The organism is Cytobacillus oceanisediminis 2691 (assembly GCF_007678455.1).
GTDB lineage: Bacteria > Bacillota > Bacilli > Bacillales > Cytobacillaceae > Mesobacillus > Mesobacillus oceanisediminis_A.
Genome location: NZ_VEEP01000002.1, coordinates 213,193 through 228,563 on the forward strand (window position 1 = coordinate 213,193; position 15,371 = coordinate 228,563).

Here is a 15,371-nt window from a genome sequence, read left to right on the forward strand (position 1 = left end):
AGCAAAAGGGTTCTCAACATTATTCCAGCACTTTAAGTGCTTCGCGATTGAACGCTGGAATATCCTTCGGTTCTCTGCTTGTCACCAGCTGGTTGCAGCAGACGACGACTTCCTTGTCCTGGTATTTCGCACCGGCGTATTCCATGTCGACACGAATGGATTTATAGCCTGTCGCACTTCTGCCTTCAAGTGTCTTGGCTGTCAATAACAGCTGCGGACCATGACATATTGCGAATACGGGTTTTTTCTCATCCATAAAGTACTTGGCGAATTGGACGAATCGTTCATCCTCGCGCAGCTGGTCTGGAGAAAAGCCGCCCGGTATGAATAATGCATCAAAATCTTCCGGCTTGACGTTGTCAATGCTTTCATCAATCTTGACTTCGGCTTTTCCCTGCTTGCCTTTTACCGTCTTCCCCTTTTCTTTTTCGATCGTCATAACCTCATGTCCGGCTTCTGTAAATGCACGAGAAGGCTCAAGATATTCTGCGTCTTCAAATAAGTCTGTTATTAAACAGGCAATTTTCTTACCCATGGATTCAACATCTCCTTTAATAAATTCTCCACTATTAAATCTTCCCTGTCTGGAGAGGACAAAACATCAATAAACACTTCCACTTTTTACAATAAAATTATGTAAATAGACCTATCTTAAGTTGAAAGCAAAAAAAAGATTTTATATTTGCGTAATTCGTCTATAATTTATTTAGGACATCTTTAGGGAGAGAAGGAGCACCATGAAATTTGGTTATATCAATGTAATGGAGGAAGTGGTTTCGACTCTTGTCAATGTGTTGATGATGAGCCCCGATTACCAGACTTTCTGCAATTGCCAGAAGTGCCGTAATGATATCATCGCCATCAGCCTGAACACTCTTCCAAGCCACTATGTCACTACGGAAGATGGCCGAAAGATGGTTTATGAACAGCTAAACACTCAGGAGAACAGGGCCTGGATCAATAAACGGATCATCAGTGCCATTCATCTAGTCGGAAAATATCCGAAACATTAATAAAAGCTGCCTAATGACAGCCTGGTCGCCCAGGCCTGTCAACGGCAGCTCTTTTTTATATATTCTGTGTATCCATACGTCTGGCGAAATCCACGAACCGGAACTTGTCGGGACGATGCCTTGACTCGGTATACTGGAAAAGTGTCGCATCATCGAAATAAATATAGTTTTTCACGATGACAATCGCATGGAATCCTTCCATATCCAGAAGCTCCCGATCCTCTTCACTCGGTTCCTCAACCGTGAATTCCTTTTTGGCAAAACTGATTTTTTTATCCAGTTCCTGCTCAATATATTCAAAAATCGAATTCTCGCATTTTTGGCGTGACAGGCCTGGCACATGCCTTTCGACGATAAAATCCTTATCGAGGATGACCCGTTCTTCATCAATATGCCTGACTCTCTTCACCTTCCAGACCATCTCATCATTGTCAACATTCAGTTCCCTCGCGATATCCGCTCCTGCCTGTTCGAGATCAAACCCATCCACAGTCGTCTTTGCTTTTCCGCCCATATTTTTCGCGAGTTCTTTAAAACTGATTAGCCCGGAAATCGGAAACTGGTGCCTTTTCAAATCGAGCACGAGTGAGCCTTTGCCGCGGATTTTTTGGATAAAGCCATTTTGTGCGAGAAGATTCAGGGCTTTGCGAATTGTTTCGCGTGATGTCTGATACATTTCGGCAAATTCATTTTCAGATGGCAAAATTGTTTTGGCGTGGTAATGCCCCTCCTGGATTTGTTTGGCGATTTCTTCATAGATCAATAAATACTTTTTCTGCATATCATCACCCGTACCTTGTCTGATTGCTACCATTTTACCTTTTTTTCGAATAAAAGAATATTATAGACTATCCTGTTTACTTTTTATAAAAATTCACCGTTAACCGCCGATAACTATAGAGACTATTTTTTTCCCAACCTTTTATTAAAAAAAACACCACAAAAATTGAGAAGATTGTTTATAATTGTTCTGTAAGGTGTTCTTAATATGGAACTATTTTATCAGATTTGTTATGATATAACTATAAATTGACAAGGTGTGTGGATACTGTGATTGGTGAACGCGTCAAAAAACTTCGACAAGAGAAAAGAATGTCCCTATCCGAGTTGGCTGAGCAAGCTGGCGTCGCAAAGTCCTATTTAAGCTCTTTGGAACGGAATCTGCAAACGAATCCTTCCATTCAATTTCTTGAGAAGATCGCTGGAGTCCTGAATGTCCCGGTTGATCAATTGATCCATGAACAAGTCGATAAAGAAAATATTGATTCTGACTGGGTTAATCTTGTGAAAGAAGCAATGGATTCCGGAATCAGCAAAGACCAGTTCCGTGAATTTCTCGAGTTCAACAAATGGAAACTCAATAATAAATAATCACAAGGGACAGCCATTTCGCTGTCCCTTTTTTGTAAAATAAAAAGCACCTCTGTAAGGAGCTGCCCGAGTATATAACGATTATCTTTATGTATCCTTTACTCCTGCCTATTGGTCATTAAAAATTTCCTGATTTCTTCTTTATTTATTCCCATCTCCAATGCTTCCATGATCAGCTGCATCCATTCTGTATCCAATTCTTCGAAAATTACCTGTTCTTTAATCAAGTTCTTCCCCCCAAAATACAGTTAGTATCCCAGGCGGCCCGGCCATCATAGTACTTTTGCACCTTAGATCCGTGACTTTGCGTCCTGGTTTTTCAACCAGTTTGCCTTTATCTGTACCTTTTTGCTTAATCGTTTACTCCCAATGTCATTGTACCTTGTTCTATATATTTAACATGTAAATATTTGTCGGCGAATTTCTGGAACTATCCTTCTTTTTCTTCCAAACAATTACAAATTTATAGATTAAAACATTATTTTTCTGAAAATTTAAATCTTTTTACTAGTATTTTTTGTCGCATCCTATCCTTAAATGTTGAACTCTTTTTTTACATTCACCCCCATAAATCTGAAGATAAGCCTTTGGACTGTGAAGTTTTTGGATAGGTTTGCCTTTTCCGGCGATGCTTTAGGACTACTTTTTCAAGGTTGATGGCATTGAAAAACGGGTACCTTGTTAAATCATTGCCACACACCGGACATAGCCATTCACCCTGTTCACTGCTGCTAAACGAGGGACGATTGCATCGATCGCAGTTTTTTCTGTACATTGCCATTTGCCTCCTTAACTCGGTACTACTACACTCCATTCGAGTATAGTTCAGAGGAACCATTTTTGAAAAAGTCCATAATAAGGCAAATTTTCTTAAAAAAGAACAATAATCGTTCTTTTTTAAGAAATCCCTTCCATTCTCATACTATTTCGTATTTTTTAAAGAATCCATTTGTTCGTTATAATGAATATAGTTGAATTTTAAGGAGATAACTAGATGAAGGTTGGAGAGAAGATTAAAAGATTAAGATTGGAAAGAAACTATTCTATTACTGAACTTTCTCAAAAAGCGAATGTTTCCAAGTCATACCTCAGTTATATCGAAAGAGGCATTCAAGAAAATCCTTCGCTCCAGGTTTTATCACGACTTGCCCACAATCTGGATACGTCTGTGGAGAACCTGATGGGCCAGCAAACAAAAAGGATTGATTCGATCCCCGTTGATGAGGAATGGATCGGACTTGTTGACGAAGCAATAAAAAATGGGATCAGCAAAGAAGATTTTTCTTATTACCTTGATTTCATGAAATTCAAGAACCGTATTGATAAAGAAAAGTAGCGAGTATTATAAAATACAAATTAAGAATGCATCTTAGACCAAAATACCAAAAAAAAACAGCCTTAATGGCTGATTCTCTGTTTGGAAAGGCTGGCGGCAATCTTCGCTCCCACCCTGGCGTTATTTTTGACAAGCGCGATATTAGCAACAAGGCTCTTTCCCTCGGTCAGTTCTTTAACCTTACCCAGCAGGAATGGGGTCAAATGCTTGCCGTCTATATGCTTTTTCTTCGCTTCTGCCAGTGCTTTTTCGATCACGTCAGCTATGAAACTTTCTTCCATTGCATCACCTTCAGGGATCGGATTGGCAACGACGATTCCACCATTGAGCCCAAGATCCCATTTAGTTTTGATCATATCCGCGACAGCCTCGGGAGTATCGAGGCGGAAGTTTACATTATACGGGCTCGTCCGTGTATAGAACGCTGGCAATGAATCGGTACCATAGCCTACAACAGGTACACCATGGGTTTCAAGATACTCTAGAGTCAATCCCAGGTCCAGAATCGACTTGGCGCCTGCACATACTACTGCTACATTTGTTTTTGCCAGTTCTTGCAGGTCGGCAGAAATATCCATCGTTGTTCCCGCTTCACGATGTACACCGCCAATTCCTCCTGTCACAAATACCTCTAGATTTGCCAGTTCTGCGCAGATCATTGTGGCTGCCACTGTTGTTGCTCCATTTTTACCGGTTGATAACAGATACGCGAGGTCCCGTCTGCTGGTTTTTTCTACATTCTTGCTTTTGCCCAGGTACTTCAGTTCTTCATCCGAGAGCCCGATCTTAATTTTACCATCAAGAATGGCAATGGTTGCAGGAACCGCCCCATTATCACGGATGATCTGCTCTACCTCCCTTGCTGTCTGGACATTCTGTGGATAAGGCATCCCATGTGATATAATCGTAGATTCCAGAGCAACGATCGGTCTGCCCGCGTTCTTCGCTTCTATTACTTCCTGTGAAAAATCAAGCCACTTCTCCAGCATGTTGTACCTCGCTTATTTAAAGTTTTGTTTGAAAGTTTCGAGTAACTGTTTATTATTCAAGATGGGGTTCACTGTTTCGATCGACTGCAAGGTAATAATCGAACAGGCCATCCCGATCTTACAGGCATCCTCAGTCGGGATTCCATTAAGATGGGCATAGATGATCCCGGCGACGAGCGAATCACCCGCTCCAGTCACATCGATGACAGAGATCGCTGGGGGAATCAGGACTCCAGCTTCACCTTTTCTTGTAAAATAGATCAATCCTTTATCTCCGCGGCTGATGACAACCTTTTCGACACCTTTATGTATGATGATCTCTGCAGCCCTGAAAAAGTCGCCTTCGTTTTCAATTGTGATGCCCGAAATCGCTTCCGCTTCCTCCTTATTGGCAATCAGCCAGGTAACCCCCAGCAGGTTGTCAGGCAATTTCCTCGCTTTCGGCGATGAAACAGGTGTGATACAAAGCTCGATGTTTTCCTTGCGGCATCGCTCGATAATCCGCTCCAGCACATCTGCCGGAAAATTGGTGTCCAGCATGATGAAATCCGCTGAAGCAAAATAACCCCATTTGGGATCGATGAATGCTGGAGTGATAGAATCATAGACTGACATCTCGGCTAAAGCGACAGTCATTTCCCCATCATGGTCCAGGACTGCCGTATAGGTCCCAGTAGACTGACCATTGAGGAACTCGGACGGAGTGACATCGACGAACGCCCTTGTGTATTCCATCAGCCAGTGTCCTTCATGGTCATCGCCCACAACTGTCAGCACACTGACATTATTCCCGAGCCTCCCCAGATTCTCCGCAATATTCCTGGCAACCCCGCCGCAAGACTTTGAGCTCTCAGCCGGATTCGAAGTGCCCAGTTCCAGCACACCTTTCGCCCATATCTTTCGGTCTATATTTGCACCGCCTACACATAACACTTGGCGTCTCTCTGGCAACATATAGGCTCTCCCCAAAATTTTCCCTTGCTTTGTTAAGGAGGAGATATAGCCGGCAACTGCATCTTTCGGCACATCCGTCTTAGCGGCAAGATCATTCAGTGAAATGTACGGATCCTCTATTATCAATTTTAAAATAAGAGCCTCTACATCGTTCATGTCGAGCACCTCGCTATTTCCAAAATATAGCTATCATTTAAATCTTATACTTTTGTCCAAATATACTCAAGACTATTAAAATTCAGTTAAATTATCACAAAGACATGAATAGTGATATTCCCGCACTTTTTGAATTCCTGTCATAAAATCGTCAAAAAAAACCGGTGTATCTCACTTTTTCCCCACGTTTTTTTCGCATTTTAATCACAACTCCCTGATAGGATTATATTCGATCAAAGGAGGAGATTGTATGAAGAAATTCCTTGCTGTCATGATGGCAATAATGTTGATGACAATCGTTTCAGCCTGCGGTAATGACTCTGCCAAAAACGAGCCAAAAGATGACCAGGATACCGCAGCTAAAGAAATGAAACATGAAGAGAATGAAGCAGATGATCACGCAGACGGCCCACATGAGCCAGGCGCTGACGATGTCTGTGCTTTCTGCAATATGAAGGTATATCCTGAAAAAGATCCGATGGGCGTTTTCACGGCACAGGCGAAAACCAAAGACGGTGACTATGTGTTCTTTGATGATTCTGGATGTCTGTTGAATACACCCAGACGCGATGAAGTTGAATTCGAGGAAAAATGGGTGCGTGACTACCTGACATCAGAATGGATTGATGCAGATGCCGCCATACCTGTTAAAGCCGAGATTAAAACACCGATGAAATACGGATATGCTTTCTTCAAAGATCAGGGAAGCGCCGAAAAATTCATCGCAGAAAACAGCGATAAAAACGCAATGATGGCTTCATGGGAGCAAATCGACCAGATGGCAAATGAAAGATATATGAAGAAAATGAAGATGAATTCGGGCAGCATGAATAAAGATAATGAAAACGATATGGAAGACATGAATAAAGATAGCGAAAACAATATGGAAGACAGCAGCAAAAAAGAAAGCGGTCATTGATAAGTTTTTTCCGATGCTTCAAAAAGGAATAACAGCTCACGTTTCGAAAAGAAAGCTTTGATAAAACGAAAAAACTCCCGGTACCATTTTACCGGGAGTTTTCTTATTCACCAGTGCCGCTAGTGGAACGGAGGAATGCTAATTGAAAAATACTTTTTCCAATGGAAGGTAGCTGCCGTTCTGATGGATAAGTGAATCGACGGCATCACAGACCTTCATCTTCCCTTCTTCCATGAAGGCAGCCCGGTCAGCCAATTCCTCTACAAGACTGAGAATATGGGTAGTGAAAAAAATCGTTTTTCCCTGCCGCTTCTCTTCCTGAATAATTTCCTTGAAGCGTAACACCCAGAGTGGATCAAGCCCATTAGTCGGTTCGTCGAGAATCCTTAATGGAACATCAGGGAGCAGTGCCTGCGCCAGGGAAAGCCGCTGCTGCATGCCTTTTGAATATTGTTTGATCTGCATATGACGCACTTCAAATAAACCGACCTGCTGAAGTGCTTCATTCACTCTTTCATCACTGATGCCTCTTAATCTCGCAAAAAATGTCAACACTTCAAGAGCAGTCAATTGGCGCGGGAATAACATTTCATCTGGCATATACGAAAACAGTTCTTTAAAATCATGGTTTCGCGGGTCGATTTCACTCCCTTCGAGAAAAACCTTCCCACTGGTCGGCTTCATGATGCCTGTCAGCATTTTAATCAACGTACTTTTTCCCGCACCGTTTCCGCCGCAAAGAGCGAAGATTTCCGGCTTGTTGATAGAAAAACTGATATCTTTAACCTTTTTTGTCTCACTGTAATGCTTGGCCAGTGCTTCAATCCTGATCCATTCCTCATTCATCTGCAACACCCCTTTTCAGCCTGCGCACCGAAAAAACCACCGGCAAAACCATCCAGAGCAAGACAGCAAGAATAAACAGCATTTTTCCCATCATGCCATCCGCCCAGATCGTCAAATCATATAATCGCGGGCCAAATACCGATGCGCCATCAAGCGATAGGATCGACTGGACCCGGATCAGTTCTATCGGGTTCAGGAAAATCGACACTGTCAACATAGGCAGCAGCCATTGCTTCATTAGGAGCATGCTTAAACCCATAATGATAAATTCATAGAACAGGACCAGGAATGCCCAGACAATCAAACTGATGCCAAGCGCCTGGAATCGCGATTTGGCAATGGTCCCAATCACCATCGCCAGTGACAGACAAATCGCCGCAAGCAATATGGAGTAGAGATAAAATAATAACAGCAGTGATATAGAAACACCCGCGCCTAAAAAGAAAATCACCAGCAGCGCTGCTCCATATCCAAATGTCAGCACAGACCAGATGGCGACAAACAAACCTGTATATTTTCCGAGGATCACACTCCAGGGCGAAACAGGATACGTCAGAAGCAGCATCAGCCCCCGATCCTCCTTTTCACCAGACAGGAACAGGCTCCCAATTAAAAGTGAAAGCAGGGGGATCAGCAATAAATTGATATTCAGGAGGCTCGCTGTCATCCGGTTAAATCCATCGAAGCCTGAGCCCCCGGTGTTCCCGAGGAATGCAACCATGACGGCAAGAGATGAGAACAGCAAGCCAAAGCCTGCCAGCCAGTGGCTTCTCATCAACAGGGTCATCTGCTGCCTGGCAATATGCATCATTGCTCCCAGCTCCACTCATGTTTTTTTAACTCTTTATAATTCAGCACTTCTCCCATGCCCTGTTTTTTCACATATTGTTCAGCACTCTCCTTGTCCTTGAAGCTTACCACTCCATTTGCCATCGGTGTCCAGAAATCAGGATGGTAGGCATGGAAAGCGTTTTGCAGTTCCACCCATTCACCTGTATCCACATCACGCACATATTTTTTGGCTGCCTTTTCATCCTGAAGATCTGCTTCCCTCTCAAGGAACTCATCCATACAGCCAATATCATCAAACTTATATACTTCCCCATCAGCGGCAACGACCTCAGTGGCATAGTGCTCATGGGCAAGACCCATATTACAGACTTCGCAAACATCAATCTCCGGGTTGATTTCCTCCGGCCCCATCACATTGTTGCTGCAGCCAGCAGCTGTCGCTGAAAGGAGCAGTAATATACCAAGCTTCTTGATCATCTGAATTTCCTTCCTTTCACAATGACTAATAACGATATCGCAATAAATACCATTCCAATTACTCCGTACCTCCACTGGTCCCCATTCTGCTGTGCAGCAGAGAGTTGGATTTCTGCCGGTTCTATCAGCGGACGCGCATCATAGACCTCTGCCGATCCAAAGCTTGGAAATAAGGATTCCGCCTTTGTCCACAGCTTGACAGACGGGCTTTCGAAAAAGAATTGCCAGTACGGTTGTTTACGAAGAATACGGTCATATAAAGAGCCAGCCTTATAGGCCTCTTCGCCAATGCCATCGCCCGAAAGGTCAAAACTGCTGTAATCATCCCAGTAGTTTCCCTTCAATCCATCATCCAGCCTCATGTCTTCCCCCGAAATCCTGGACTGGACCACATTGCCGATAAAATTGTTTTCAGCCAAAAGATTGTTTTTATTTTTTCCCACGAATTCAAGCCCAACCTGGTTTGCCGCAATCAGGTTCCTGTTGATTGATAGATTCATTCCGTTTTCCAAGGACAATCCTGTGCTGTTCCGTAACATTTCATTGCGCTCAACCAGGACATTCTTCGTTTCATAAATGATTATGCCAAAACCCCGGAAATGAAAGTGATCGGTTACCCTGTTTTCAATGAATATGATGTCTGCCGAATCCATCACCATGAACCCGGTCACATTCTTTTCGATATGGTTCCCCTCTGCAGAAATGTCTTCACTGAACATGAAATGCATTCCATATCGTGAATCACTGACATGATTTCCTGTTACTTTGACATGTTCCGTAAAGTCATAGTAAATACCATCCTGGACAGCAGCGATTTCATTCTCCTTTAGCAAATGGCCGCCGCCCTTGAACATGTGGATCCCGTTTCCCCGCTTCGAAAAATGGGATTCATAACTTGTTATGCTATTTTTCAGCACCCGATTATCCATGCTGTTCGCTATATAAATTCCATTATGGACATCTTTCAATGTATTGTTTTCAATAATATTCCCATCAGCTTTCTTAATGAAAATCCCGCTGTCCTCCTGCCCTGAACCGCTGTTTTGTATCGTCAGTCCTTTAACGGTGACATCAGGTGCGGTGATTTCGATGACATTGCCTTTTCCCCCGCCATCAATTTTTGCCCCTGGTTCTCCTTTCAGTGTCATTCGCTTATTGATCACAATATTTTCCCTATAGGTCCCTGGAAAGATTGTGAGGATGTCTCCTGCTTCCGCCTGGTCAAGCATCCTTTGGATCGATTGGCCTTCCTCCACCTTAAGATCTTCGGCGCTGGCATCAACAGGCACAAGCCAAAGAAGCAAAAGTATGATAAACCAAAATGGCCCTTGCAGCCTGTGCATACTGCCGCCCCCTCCCGGAAAGTTTCTCTTTTAAAACTAGCAAATAAATGTGATGAAATCTTGAAATATTTGTTGGGAAACGTTGAAGTCCATACGGAGTCTTAAGAGAGGATATATAACGCAATTACAGATTCGGACTTTAAGTTTCAGAATAATCAAAAATCAAATGTGTCTATTTTGTGACAAATGCAATATAATGTAAGTAATATGTATATCTAATTAATTCGAGGAGGTAATGGGCATGACGATTGTTCATATACTGAACTTCTCCATTCCGATTGTCATGATGCTAGTGATTGGCGTCGCCGTTGATAAAATGTGCCAGCCTGACCCACCGGGCAAGGAAGCCGAGTAATGAATTGACCGGCTTCTTTTTTTCGCCAGTTTTTTCCAAATCTCTATAAGAATGAAATTCTCGTTATATAAAAATGTTGTTCGCTATATAAATTATTTTCCCACTATATATTTAGGATTTCCGCTAGATAAATTATTTTTTCGCTATATAACATTCTGTTCGGATGATCCCTTTCCTAAAAAAACGCAAAAAGAGCAAGATTCTCGATCGAATCTTGCTCTTTTTGCTAGTTTTCAATAGCAGGGGGTATTTTTTTTACAAAAATTCTGTTGCCCTGGACGAAAAACAGGATACTGCCAAGCACAGCCAGGGATATGAACATAAATAATATGGTTCCGCCTGCTTCCTTCAATAAATATCCGCCCGCAATCGGTCCGAGGAAATGGCCGATTCTCCGAAATTGTGCCGCTCCGAAATAGGTGCCCCTCAGTTCATCCGTTGCAAGCTGATCGACCAGATAACTGCTTGATGGGAAGATGAGTATCTCTCCAATTGTAATAAAAACAATTGCCGTAATGCCTGTGACCCAGCCAGTTACAAAGCTAAACGTCAGCATTCCCAATGACAGGAAGACCGCACCTGCCATCATCACCTGCATCGTTTTGAACCTTTCCGCAAAGTGGCTGATTGGCATTTGCAGCAGGACGACCAGAATTGCATTGATGGACAGCATCACGGAATAGACAAATACCCCGTTTGCAATCGACGATTCAAGATATTGCGGCACAGTGGATTCCATTTGTGAATACCCAAAATTAATGATGATCGTTCCCAATATCAAATATCTCAATGCCTTATCTTTGCTGATGATTTTTAAGGAACTGGCAATCGTTACTTTGCTTGCCCCTCCACCTGCCGGGTTGCCCAGATCATATTTCTTCATCATCAGTGCCAGGATCAAAACATAGACGAAATACATAATCCCCGTCACCATGAAAGCTGATTTGGCAGAAACCACTGCCAGATAGGCACCAAGCAATGGACCGACTGATGCTCCGATATTGATGGCCGTATATCTGAGTGAAAAGGCCCTCATCCGCTTGCTTTTTTCCGTCAAATCGGCAATCAGTGCCTGGCTGGTCGGTTCGAAGAATGATCCGCTCAAGCCATTCAATGCATTTAAAATAATGAACCAGCCCGGTGTCTCAGCGATCATGAAGCCAAAATAGACAAGCGACATCGCGAACAACGAACCGATCATGACTGGCTTACGGCCATATCTGTCTGACAAATGGCCGCCCAGAAAGCCGCCGATCACACCAGACAATGGGCTGATTCCAATCGTCAATCCAATCAATACAGGATGCAAATCCAGATTCCTAGAAAGGTAGATGGCCAGGAACGGCAATGTTGCGAACGCGGATCCCCTCGCAAGGACAGTACCGCTCAGCAGCACCCAGACAATCGGATGGAATTGGCGATAATAGTTTTTTAGTTTATTCATTTCTTTTTACCTCGGAAAGTTAGATTCCTAAATCATAGCAAATATCCAATATTATGAAAATACCCAAATTAAAAAACCGCCGCCATTTCGTCTGGCAGCGGTATTGTCTATTAACTTGGATTATTGCTTGTACGCGGAAGGATTAGGATCTCTACCCGGCGGTTCCTTGCCTTGCCTTCTGCTGTGTCATTCGTTGCGACTGGCTGGAACTCTCCAAATCCTTTTGCGCTGAACCAGCGAGGGTCGAGCTGTTCATTTTTCAAAATGATTTTCATGAATTCAACGGCTCTCATGACGCTCAGTTCCCAGTTCGATTCGTATCTCGCAGTCCTGATTGGCACATTATCTGTATGTCCGCTGATGATGATATTCCGTGGAGGCTCCATGATCAGCAGGTCCGCGATTTCATTTGCGATGTTGATATCTGATGAACGAACTTCTGCCCTGCCCGACTCAAACAGGACATTGTCACGGATTGTCAGCAGCAGTCCTTCATCCGTCAGCTTTGTATTCAGCTTGTCTGTCAGCTTTTTCTCAGCTATATAAGCGTTGACCTTCTCTTGGAGGGCCATAAGCTCCCTCTGGTCTTTGGCGGCATCAGCCTTGTCTTCATCATTCTTTTCGACGTCTTCCTTGCGTTCATCAGGCGATTCCATCTGGCCTTCGGGCATCGGGCTCTGGAATTCAAATACCCCTGTCCCTCCGGAGAAAACATCATTGAACGCTTTCGACATCTGCTGGAACTTGACGGCATCGACCGAACTCATGGCGAACAGGACGATGAACAATGCAAGCAGGAGCGTAAGCAGGTCCGCATACGGGATCAGCCAGGACTCATCCATGTGTTCCTCATGATGCTTCTTTTTCCTTTTCTTACTCATCCTGAGTCACGACGCTTTCTTCAAGTATCAGCTTCCGTTCACCAGCTGGCAGGTAGGAAGCAAGCTTCTGCTCGATTACTCGCGGCGCTTCCCCTTCAAGGATTGAAAGAATGCCTTCAATCATCATGTATTTCACTTGTGCTTCCTGCTTTGATTTGCGCTTCAATTTATTGGCGAATGGGTGCCATAACACATACCCAGTGAAAATCCCCAACAACGTCGCAACGAACGCAGCACTGATTGCCCTGCCAAGCTCATCGGTATTATCCATATGGCTCAGTGCAGCAATCAGACCAACTACTGCTCCAAGAACCCCGAGAGTCGGCGCATAAGTACCTGCCTGGGTGAAAATGGCCGCACCTGACAAATGGCGTTCTTCCATCGCTTCAACCTCTTCCGTTAACACGTCCCTGATGTAATCGGCACTCTGTCCATCCACAGCAAGCGATAAGCCATTTTTCAAAAATTCATCTTCAATCTCACTTGTTTTTGCTTCGAGCGCAAGCAGGCCTTCCTTTCTGGCAAGCTGGGCCCATTCAGAAAACAGGCGGATCAATGACGGTAAATCAGTACTTTCCTGTTCCTTGAAGAGGATTTTAAACAGCTTGGGCACTTTCTTCAGTTCTTTCGCCGGAAAAGCGATTGACACCGCCGCAACAGTACCCACAATTATGATTAAGAACGCCGCCGGATTCACGAGCGCATTGACGCTTACACCCTTCAATACCATCCCGACTCCGACTGCAATGATCGCTAATATGACACCAATGATCGACGACTTATCCATGTACGACTCCCCTGTCTGCTTTACTTCTATTTCTGTCTCTAGCTCTAAACTGTCATAGTATCTCTTTTTATTTCGACACATTTTTATAAATCTTAAGTGATTTAGCGATCAAAAATAATTTTTAGCCAAGCGTTTAAAATTGAAGATTTCTATGCCGATATAACATAAGCAAAGACAATTGATTAGTTGAGGAGGATTTTACGTGGAGGCTATTGAAAATCTCCGCAGGCAGGATACAAGAAAAAAGAACGTTTTGATGCTAAGTACCTATTCGGTATCCTTGATTGCGACTTCTGCCTATACACTGATTGAAAAAGAACCATTCATTAAAACGATGGTTTATGTAAGTGAATTATCATTTTTCATCCTGTTTTTCCTGATTTTGCAGCTATGGCTTAAGAAAGAGGCTCTCTTCCCTTATGCCGCATTTGCGGCTATTTTCACCCACCATTTCATCTATATCGGAATGTTTGGCGGCAATGGGGCATTCTTGCTGGTACTGATATTCCTTGCTGTCTTCTCAGCCATCCATTTCAACCTGAAAATCTTCATTACCGGTTACAGCCTCGGCTTGGTTGCGGTCATCATGAACAATTTGCTGGCCAAAGAAAACCAGGACTTTTTAAGCAGCACCTTCGCCGCCATCGTGCTCTGCTATGTGTTGATGGGTGCAGTATTGTTTGTGCTGATCCGCCTGAACAGGAATTCCTTTCATTCCCTGGAATCCTTCCTGGCTGAATCCGAAAATGAAAAAGTACGGAAAGAGCAGCACAGTGCCTTGCTGCATAGCGAACTGCTCGTCGTGACAGAGAGTCTTGGTAAAATAAATGAACAAATCCAGACCCATCTGTCTTCCCAAACAGAAATGAAAATCGCCGTCAATGAAATTTCTGCCGGAAGCCAGGTTCAGACTGAACAAATCAATCAGATTTCTGAGAATGCAGAGCTGACAAAGCAAAGAATGGATGAAATGTCGGAAATGTCTGTTCTGCTCTCAGATAATACTCTACAGGCTGCCAAAGCGACAGAAAGCGGTTCTGGAAAAATAAGCGAGCTTCAGGGTGATATGAAAGAGCTTGCTGCTTCAATTTCCGAATTGAGCCAGACATTCTCGATGCTGACAAAGAAAATCGAAGAAACGAATGGCTTCATCGTCAACATCCGCAACATCACTGAGCAAACAAATTTGCTTGCCCTGAATGCTTCGATTGAAGCGGCGCGTGCTGGTGAGGCTGGCAAAGGCTTCTCCGTCGTGGCCAATGAAATTCGCAAGCTCGCGGAAATGACGAAGGAAACCGCCATCCAGATTACCGAAAACCTTTCTTCTGTAAATGAAACAAACTCAGCTGCACTGGAAAAAATGAATGACAGCAGTGAAAAACTGGCGGATAGCCGCACCGCTGTAGAGGAGGTTTCTGGTTTCTTTGCAGATGTCAGTTGTACCTTGCAAGTGCTGACAAATCAATTCAGCCAATTCGAATTGATGGTTGGCGATGTCCAGAATCAGACAGGCGATGTCGAAGCTTCAACACGTGAGCTGGCTGCAATCATCGAGCAGGCAACTGCCGGCCTTGAAGAGATGAACGCCACGATCGAAACATTGAACGATGATAACCAGACAATTGCCGTTTACGTCAGCCAGACAGCCGCTGCAGCTGAAAAAATCGAGAAGCTTGGTGCGTAAGATACCTTACGGGCATCTTATCCT

The 15,371-nt window shown here is 43.7% G+C and carries 18 protein-coding genes and 1 riboswitch; of the genes, 5 read left to right on the forward strand and 13 right to left on the reverse strand.

The window, feature by feature from the left end; genetic code table 11:
• Positions 1-19 precede the first annotated feature (19 nt).
• Positions 20-535 (reverse strand): type 1 glutamine amidotransferase domain-containing protein, encoded by a 516-nt coding sequence (locus FS736_RS04595; protein WP_144475193.1) that lies wholly within the window; start codon positions 533-535, stop codon positions 20-22.
• A 202-nt stretch (positions 536-737) separates the two neighbouring features.
• Between FS736_RS04595 and FS736_RS04600 the strand changes: the two genes are divergently transcribed.
• Positions 738-1,013: a late competence development ComFB family protein gene (locus FS736_RS04600; protein ID WP_251543978.1), complete on the forward strand. Its 276-nt coding sequence runs from the start codon at positions 738-740 to the stop codon at positions 1,011-1,013.
• Between the two features lie 55 nt (positions 1,014-1,068).
• Here FS736_RS04600 and treR read toward each other — a convergent pair whose 3' ends face one another.
• Positions 1,069-1,794 (reverse strand): trehalose operon repressor, encoded by a 726-nt coding sequence (gene treR, locus FS736_RS04605; protein WP_144475537.1) that lies wholly within the window; start codon positions 1,792-1,794, stop codon positions 1,069-1,071.
• Between the two features lie 269 nt (positions 1,795-2,063).
• Between treR and FS736_RS04610 the strand changes: the two genes are divergently transcribed.
• Positions 2,064-2,384 (forward strand): helix-turn-helix domain-containing protein, encoded by a 321-nt coding sequence (locus tag FS736_RS04610; RefSeq protein WP_144475194.1) that lies wholly within the window; start codon positions 2,064-2,066, stop codon positions 2,382-2,384.
• A gap of 98 nt (positions 2,385-2,482) precedes the next feature.
• On the opposite strand, the gene FS736_RS04615 is transcribed toward FS736_RS04610, so the two are convergent.
• Together FS736_RS04615 and FS736_RS04620 are read right to left on the reverse strand one after the other, a co-directional pair.
• The gene (locus FS736_RS04615) at positions 2,483-2,611 is read right to left on the reverse strand and encodes an anti-repressor SinI family protein (RefSeq protein WP_144475195.1); all 129 of its coding nucleotides are present in this window, start codon (positions 2,609-2,611) and stop codon (positions 2,483-2,485) included.
• A gap of 29 nt (positions 2,612-2,640) precedes the next feature.
• Positions 2,641-2,727, reverse strand: a riboswitch (cyclic di-GMP riboswitch).
• A 216-nt stretch (positions 2,728-2,943) separates the two neighbouring features.
• Positions 2,944-3,159, reverse strand: coding sequence for a hypothetical protein (locus FS736_RS04620; protein WP_144475196.1), 216 nt, complete (start codon positions 3,157-3,159; stop codon positions 2,944-2,946).
• A 219-nt stretch (positions 3,160-3,378) separates the two neighbouring features.
• Here FS736_RS04620 and FS736_RS04625 point away from each other — a divergent pair, with 219 nt between their 5' ends.
• The gene (locus tag FS736_RS04625) at positions 3,379-3,720 is read left to right on the forward strand and encodes a helix-turn-helix domain-containing protein (RefSeq protein WP_144475197.1); all 342 of its coding nucleotides are present in this window, start codon (positions 3,379-3,381) and stop codon (positions 3,718-3,720) included.
• Between the two features lie 62 nt (positions 3,721-3,782).
• Here the strand turns inward: FS736_RS04625 and FS736_RS04630 are convergent, their stop codons facing one another.
• Entirely contained in the window at positions 3,783-4,706 is a 924-nt protein-coding gene (locus FS736_RS04630; RefSeq protein WP_283905375.1) for a pseudouridine-5'-phosphate glycosidase, read from the reverse strand.
• Between the two features lie 15 nt (positions 4,707-4,721).
• Entirely contained in the window at positions 4,722-5,819 is a 1,098-nt protein-coding gene (locus FS736_RS04635) for a carbohydrate kinase (RefSeq protein WP_144475199.1), read from the reverse strand.
• Between the two features lie 250 nt (positions 5,820-6,069).
• On the opposite strand from FS736_RS04635, the gene FS736_RS04640 reads away from it, so the two are divergent.
• Positions 6,070-6,738, forward strand: coding sequence for a nitrous oxide reductase accessory protein NosL (locus FS736_RS04640; RefSeq protein ID WP_144475200.1), 669 nt, complete (start codon positions 6,070-6,072; stop codon positions 6,736-6,738).
• 138 nt (positions 6,739-6,876) lie between these two features.
• Here FS736_RS04640 and FS736_RS04645 read toward each other — a convergent pair whose 3' ends face one another.
• The 7 genes from FS736_RS04645 to motA all read right to left on the reverse strand — a co-directional run bounded on the left by FS736_RS04645 (position 6,877) and on the right by motA (position 13,663).
• Complete coding sequence (locus FS736_RS04645) at positions 6,877-7,584, reverse strand: ABC transporter ATP-binding protein (RefSeq protein WP_144475201.1); 708 nt, start codon at positions 7,582-7,584, stop codon at positions 6,877-6,879.
• Positions 7,577-8,395 (reverse strand): ABC transporter permease, encoded by an 819-nt coding sequence (locus FS736_RS04650; RefSeq protein WP_144475202.1) that lies wholly within the window; start codon positions 8,393-8,395, stop codon positions 7,577-7,579. The genes FS736_RS04645 and FS736_RS04650 overlap by 8 nt, the downstream gene beginning before the upstream one ends.
• Entirely contained in the window at positions 8,392-8,853 is a 462-nt protein-coding gene (locus tag FS736_RS04655; protein WP_144475203.1) for a nitrous oxide reductase accessory protein NosL, read from the reverse strand. Before FS736_RS04655 ends, FS736_RS04650 begins: the two co-directional genes overlap by 4 nt.
• The gene (nosD, locus tag FS736_RS04660; RefSeq protein ID WP_144475204.1) at positions 8,850-10,196 is read right to left on the reverse strand and encodes a nitrous oxide reductase family maturation protein NosD; all 1,347 of its coding nucleotides are present in this window, start codon (positions 10,194-10,196) and stop codon (positions 8,850-8,852) included. The genes FS736_RS04655 and nosD overlap by 4 nt, the downstream gene beginning before the upstream one ends.
• A 581-nt stretch (positions 10,197-10,777) precedes the next feature.
• The gene (locus tag FS736_RS04665; RefSeq protein ID WP_144475205.1) at positions 10,778-11,995 is read right to left on the reverse strand and encodes an MDR family MFS transporter; all 1,218 of its coding nucleotides are present in this window, start codon (positions 11,993-11,995) and stop codon (positions 10,778-10,780) included.
• A 110-nt stretch (positions 11,996-12,105) separates the two neighbouring features.
• Positions 12,106-12,876 carry a flagellar motor protein MotB gene (motB, locus tag FS736_RS04670; protein WP_144475206.1) on the reverse strand — a complete coding sequence of 257 codons (771 nt, stop codon included), beginning with the start codon at positions 12,874-12,876 and terminating at the stop codon, positions 12,106-12,108.
• Entirely contained in the window at positions 12,869-13,663 is a 795-nt protein-coding gene (motA, locus tag FS736_RS04675) for a flagellar motor stator protein MotA (RefSeq protein WP_144475207.1), read from the reverse strand. The genes motB and motA overlap by 8 nt, the downstream gene beginning before the upstream one ends.
• Before the next feature lie 202 nt (positions 13,664-13,865).
• On the opposite strand from motA, the gene FS736_RS04680 reads away from it, so the two are divergent.
• On the forward strand, positions 13,866-15,347 hold the full coding sequence (locus FS736_RS04680; protein WP_144475208.1) for a methyl-accepting chemotaxis protein: 1,482 nt from the start codon (positions 13,866-13,868) through the stop codon (positions 15,345-15,347).
• Positions 15,348-15,371: the final 24 nt, after the last annotated feature.

What these genes read in the sequence shown, in the direction of transcription:
- FS736_RS04595 (WP_144475193.1), bottom strand. Translation starts at nt 535, where the DNA reads ATGGGTAAGAAAATTGCCTGTTTAATAACAGACTTATTTGAAGACGCA.
- FS736_RS04600 (WP_251543978.1), top strand. Translation starts at nt 738, where the DNA reads ATGAAATTTGGTTATATCAATGTAATGGAGGAAGTGGTTTCGACTCTT.
- treR (WP_144475537.1), bottom strand. Translation starts at nt 1,794, where the DNA reads ATGCAGAAAAAGTATTTATTGATCTATGAAGAAATCGCCAAACAAATC.
- FS736_RS04620 (WP_144475196.1), bottom strand. Translation starts at nt 3,159, where the DNA reads ATGTACAGAAAAAACTGCGATCGATGCAATCGTCCCTCGTTTAGCAGC.
- FS736_RS04625 (WP_144475197.1), top strand. Translation starts at nt 3,379, where the DNA reads ATGAAGGTTGGAGAGAAGATTAAAAGATTAAGATTGGAAAGAAACTAT.
- FS736_RS04635 (WP_144475199.1), bottom strand. Translation starts at nt 5,819, where the DNA reads ATGAACGATGTAGAGGCTCTTATTTTAAAATTGATAATAGAGGATCCG.
- FS736_RS04640 (WP_144475200.1), top strand. Translation starts at nt 6,070, where the DNA reads ATGAAGAAATTCCTTGCTGTCATGATGGCAATAATGTTGATGACAATC.
- FS736_RS04645 (WP_144475201.1), bottom strand. Translation starts at nt 7,584, where the DNA reads ATGAATGAGGAATGGATCAGGATTGAAGCACTGGCCAAGCATTACAGT.
- FS736_RS04650 (WP_144475202.1), bottom strand. Translation starts at nt 8,395, where the DNA reads ATGATGCATATTGCCAGGCAGCAGATGACCCTGTTGATGAGAAGCCAC.
- FS736_RS04655 (WP_144475203.1), bottom strand. Translation starts at nt 8,853, where the DNA reads ATGATCAAGAAGCTTGGTATATTACTGCTCCTTTCAGCGACAGCTGCT.
- nosD (WP_144475204.1), bottom strand. Translation starts at nt 10,196, where the DNA reads ATGCACAGGCTGCAAGGGCCATTTTGGTTTATCATACTTTTGCTTCTT.
- FS736_RS04665 (WP_144475205.1), bottom strand. Translation starts at nt 11,995, where the DNA reads ATGAATAAACTAAAAAACTATTATCGCCAATTCCATCCGATTGTCTGG.
- motB (WP_144475206.1), bottom strand. Translation starts at nt 12,876, where the DNA reads ATGAGTAAGAAAAGGAAAAAGAAGCATCATGAGGAACACATGGATGAG.
- motA (WP_144475207.1), bottom strand. Translation starts at nt 13,663, where the DNA reads ATGGATAAGTCGTCGATCATTGGTGTCATATTAGCGATCATTGCAGTC.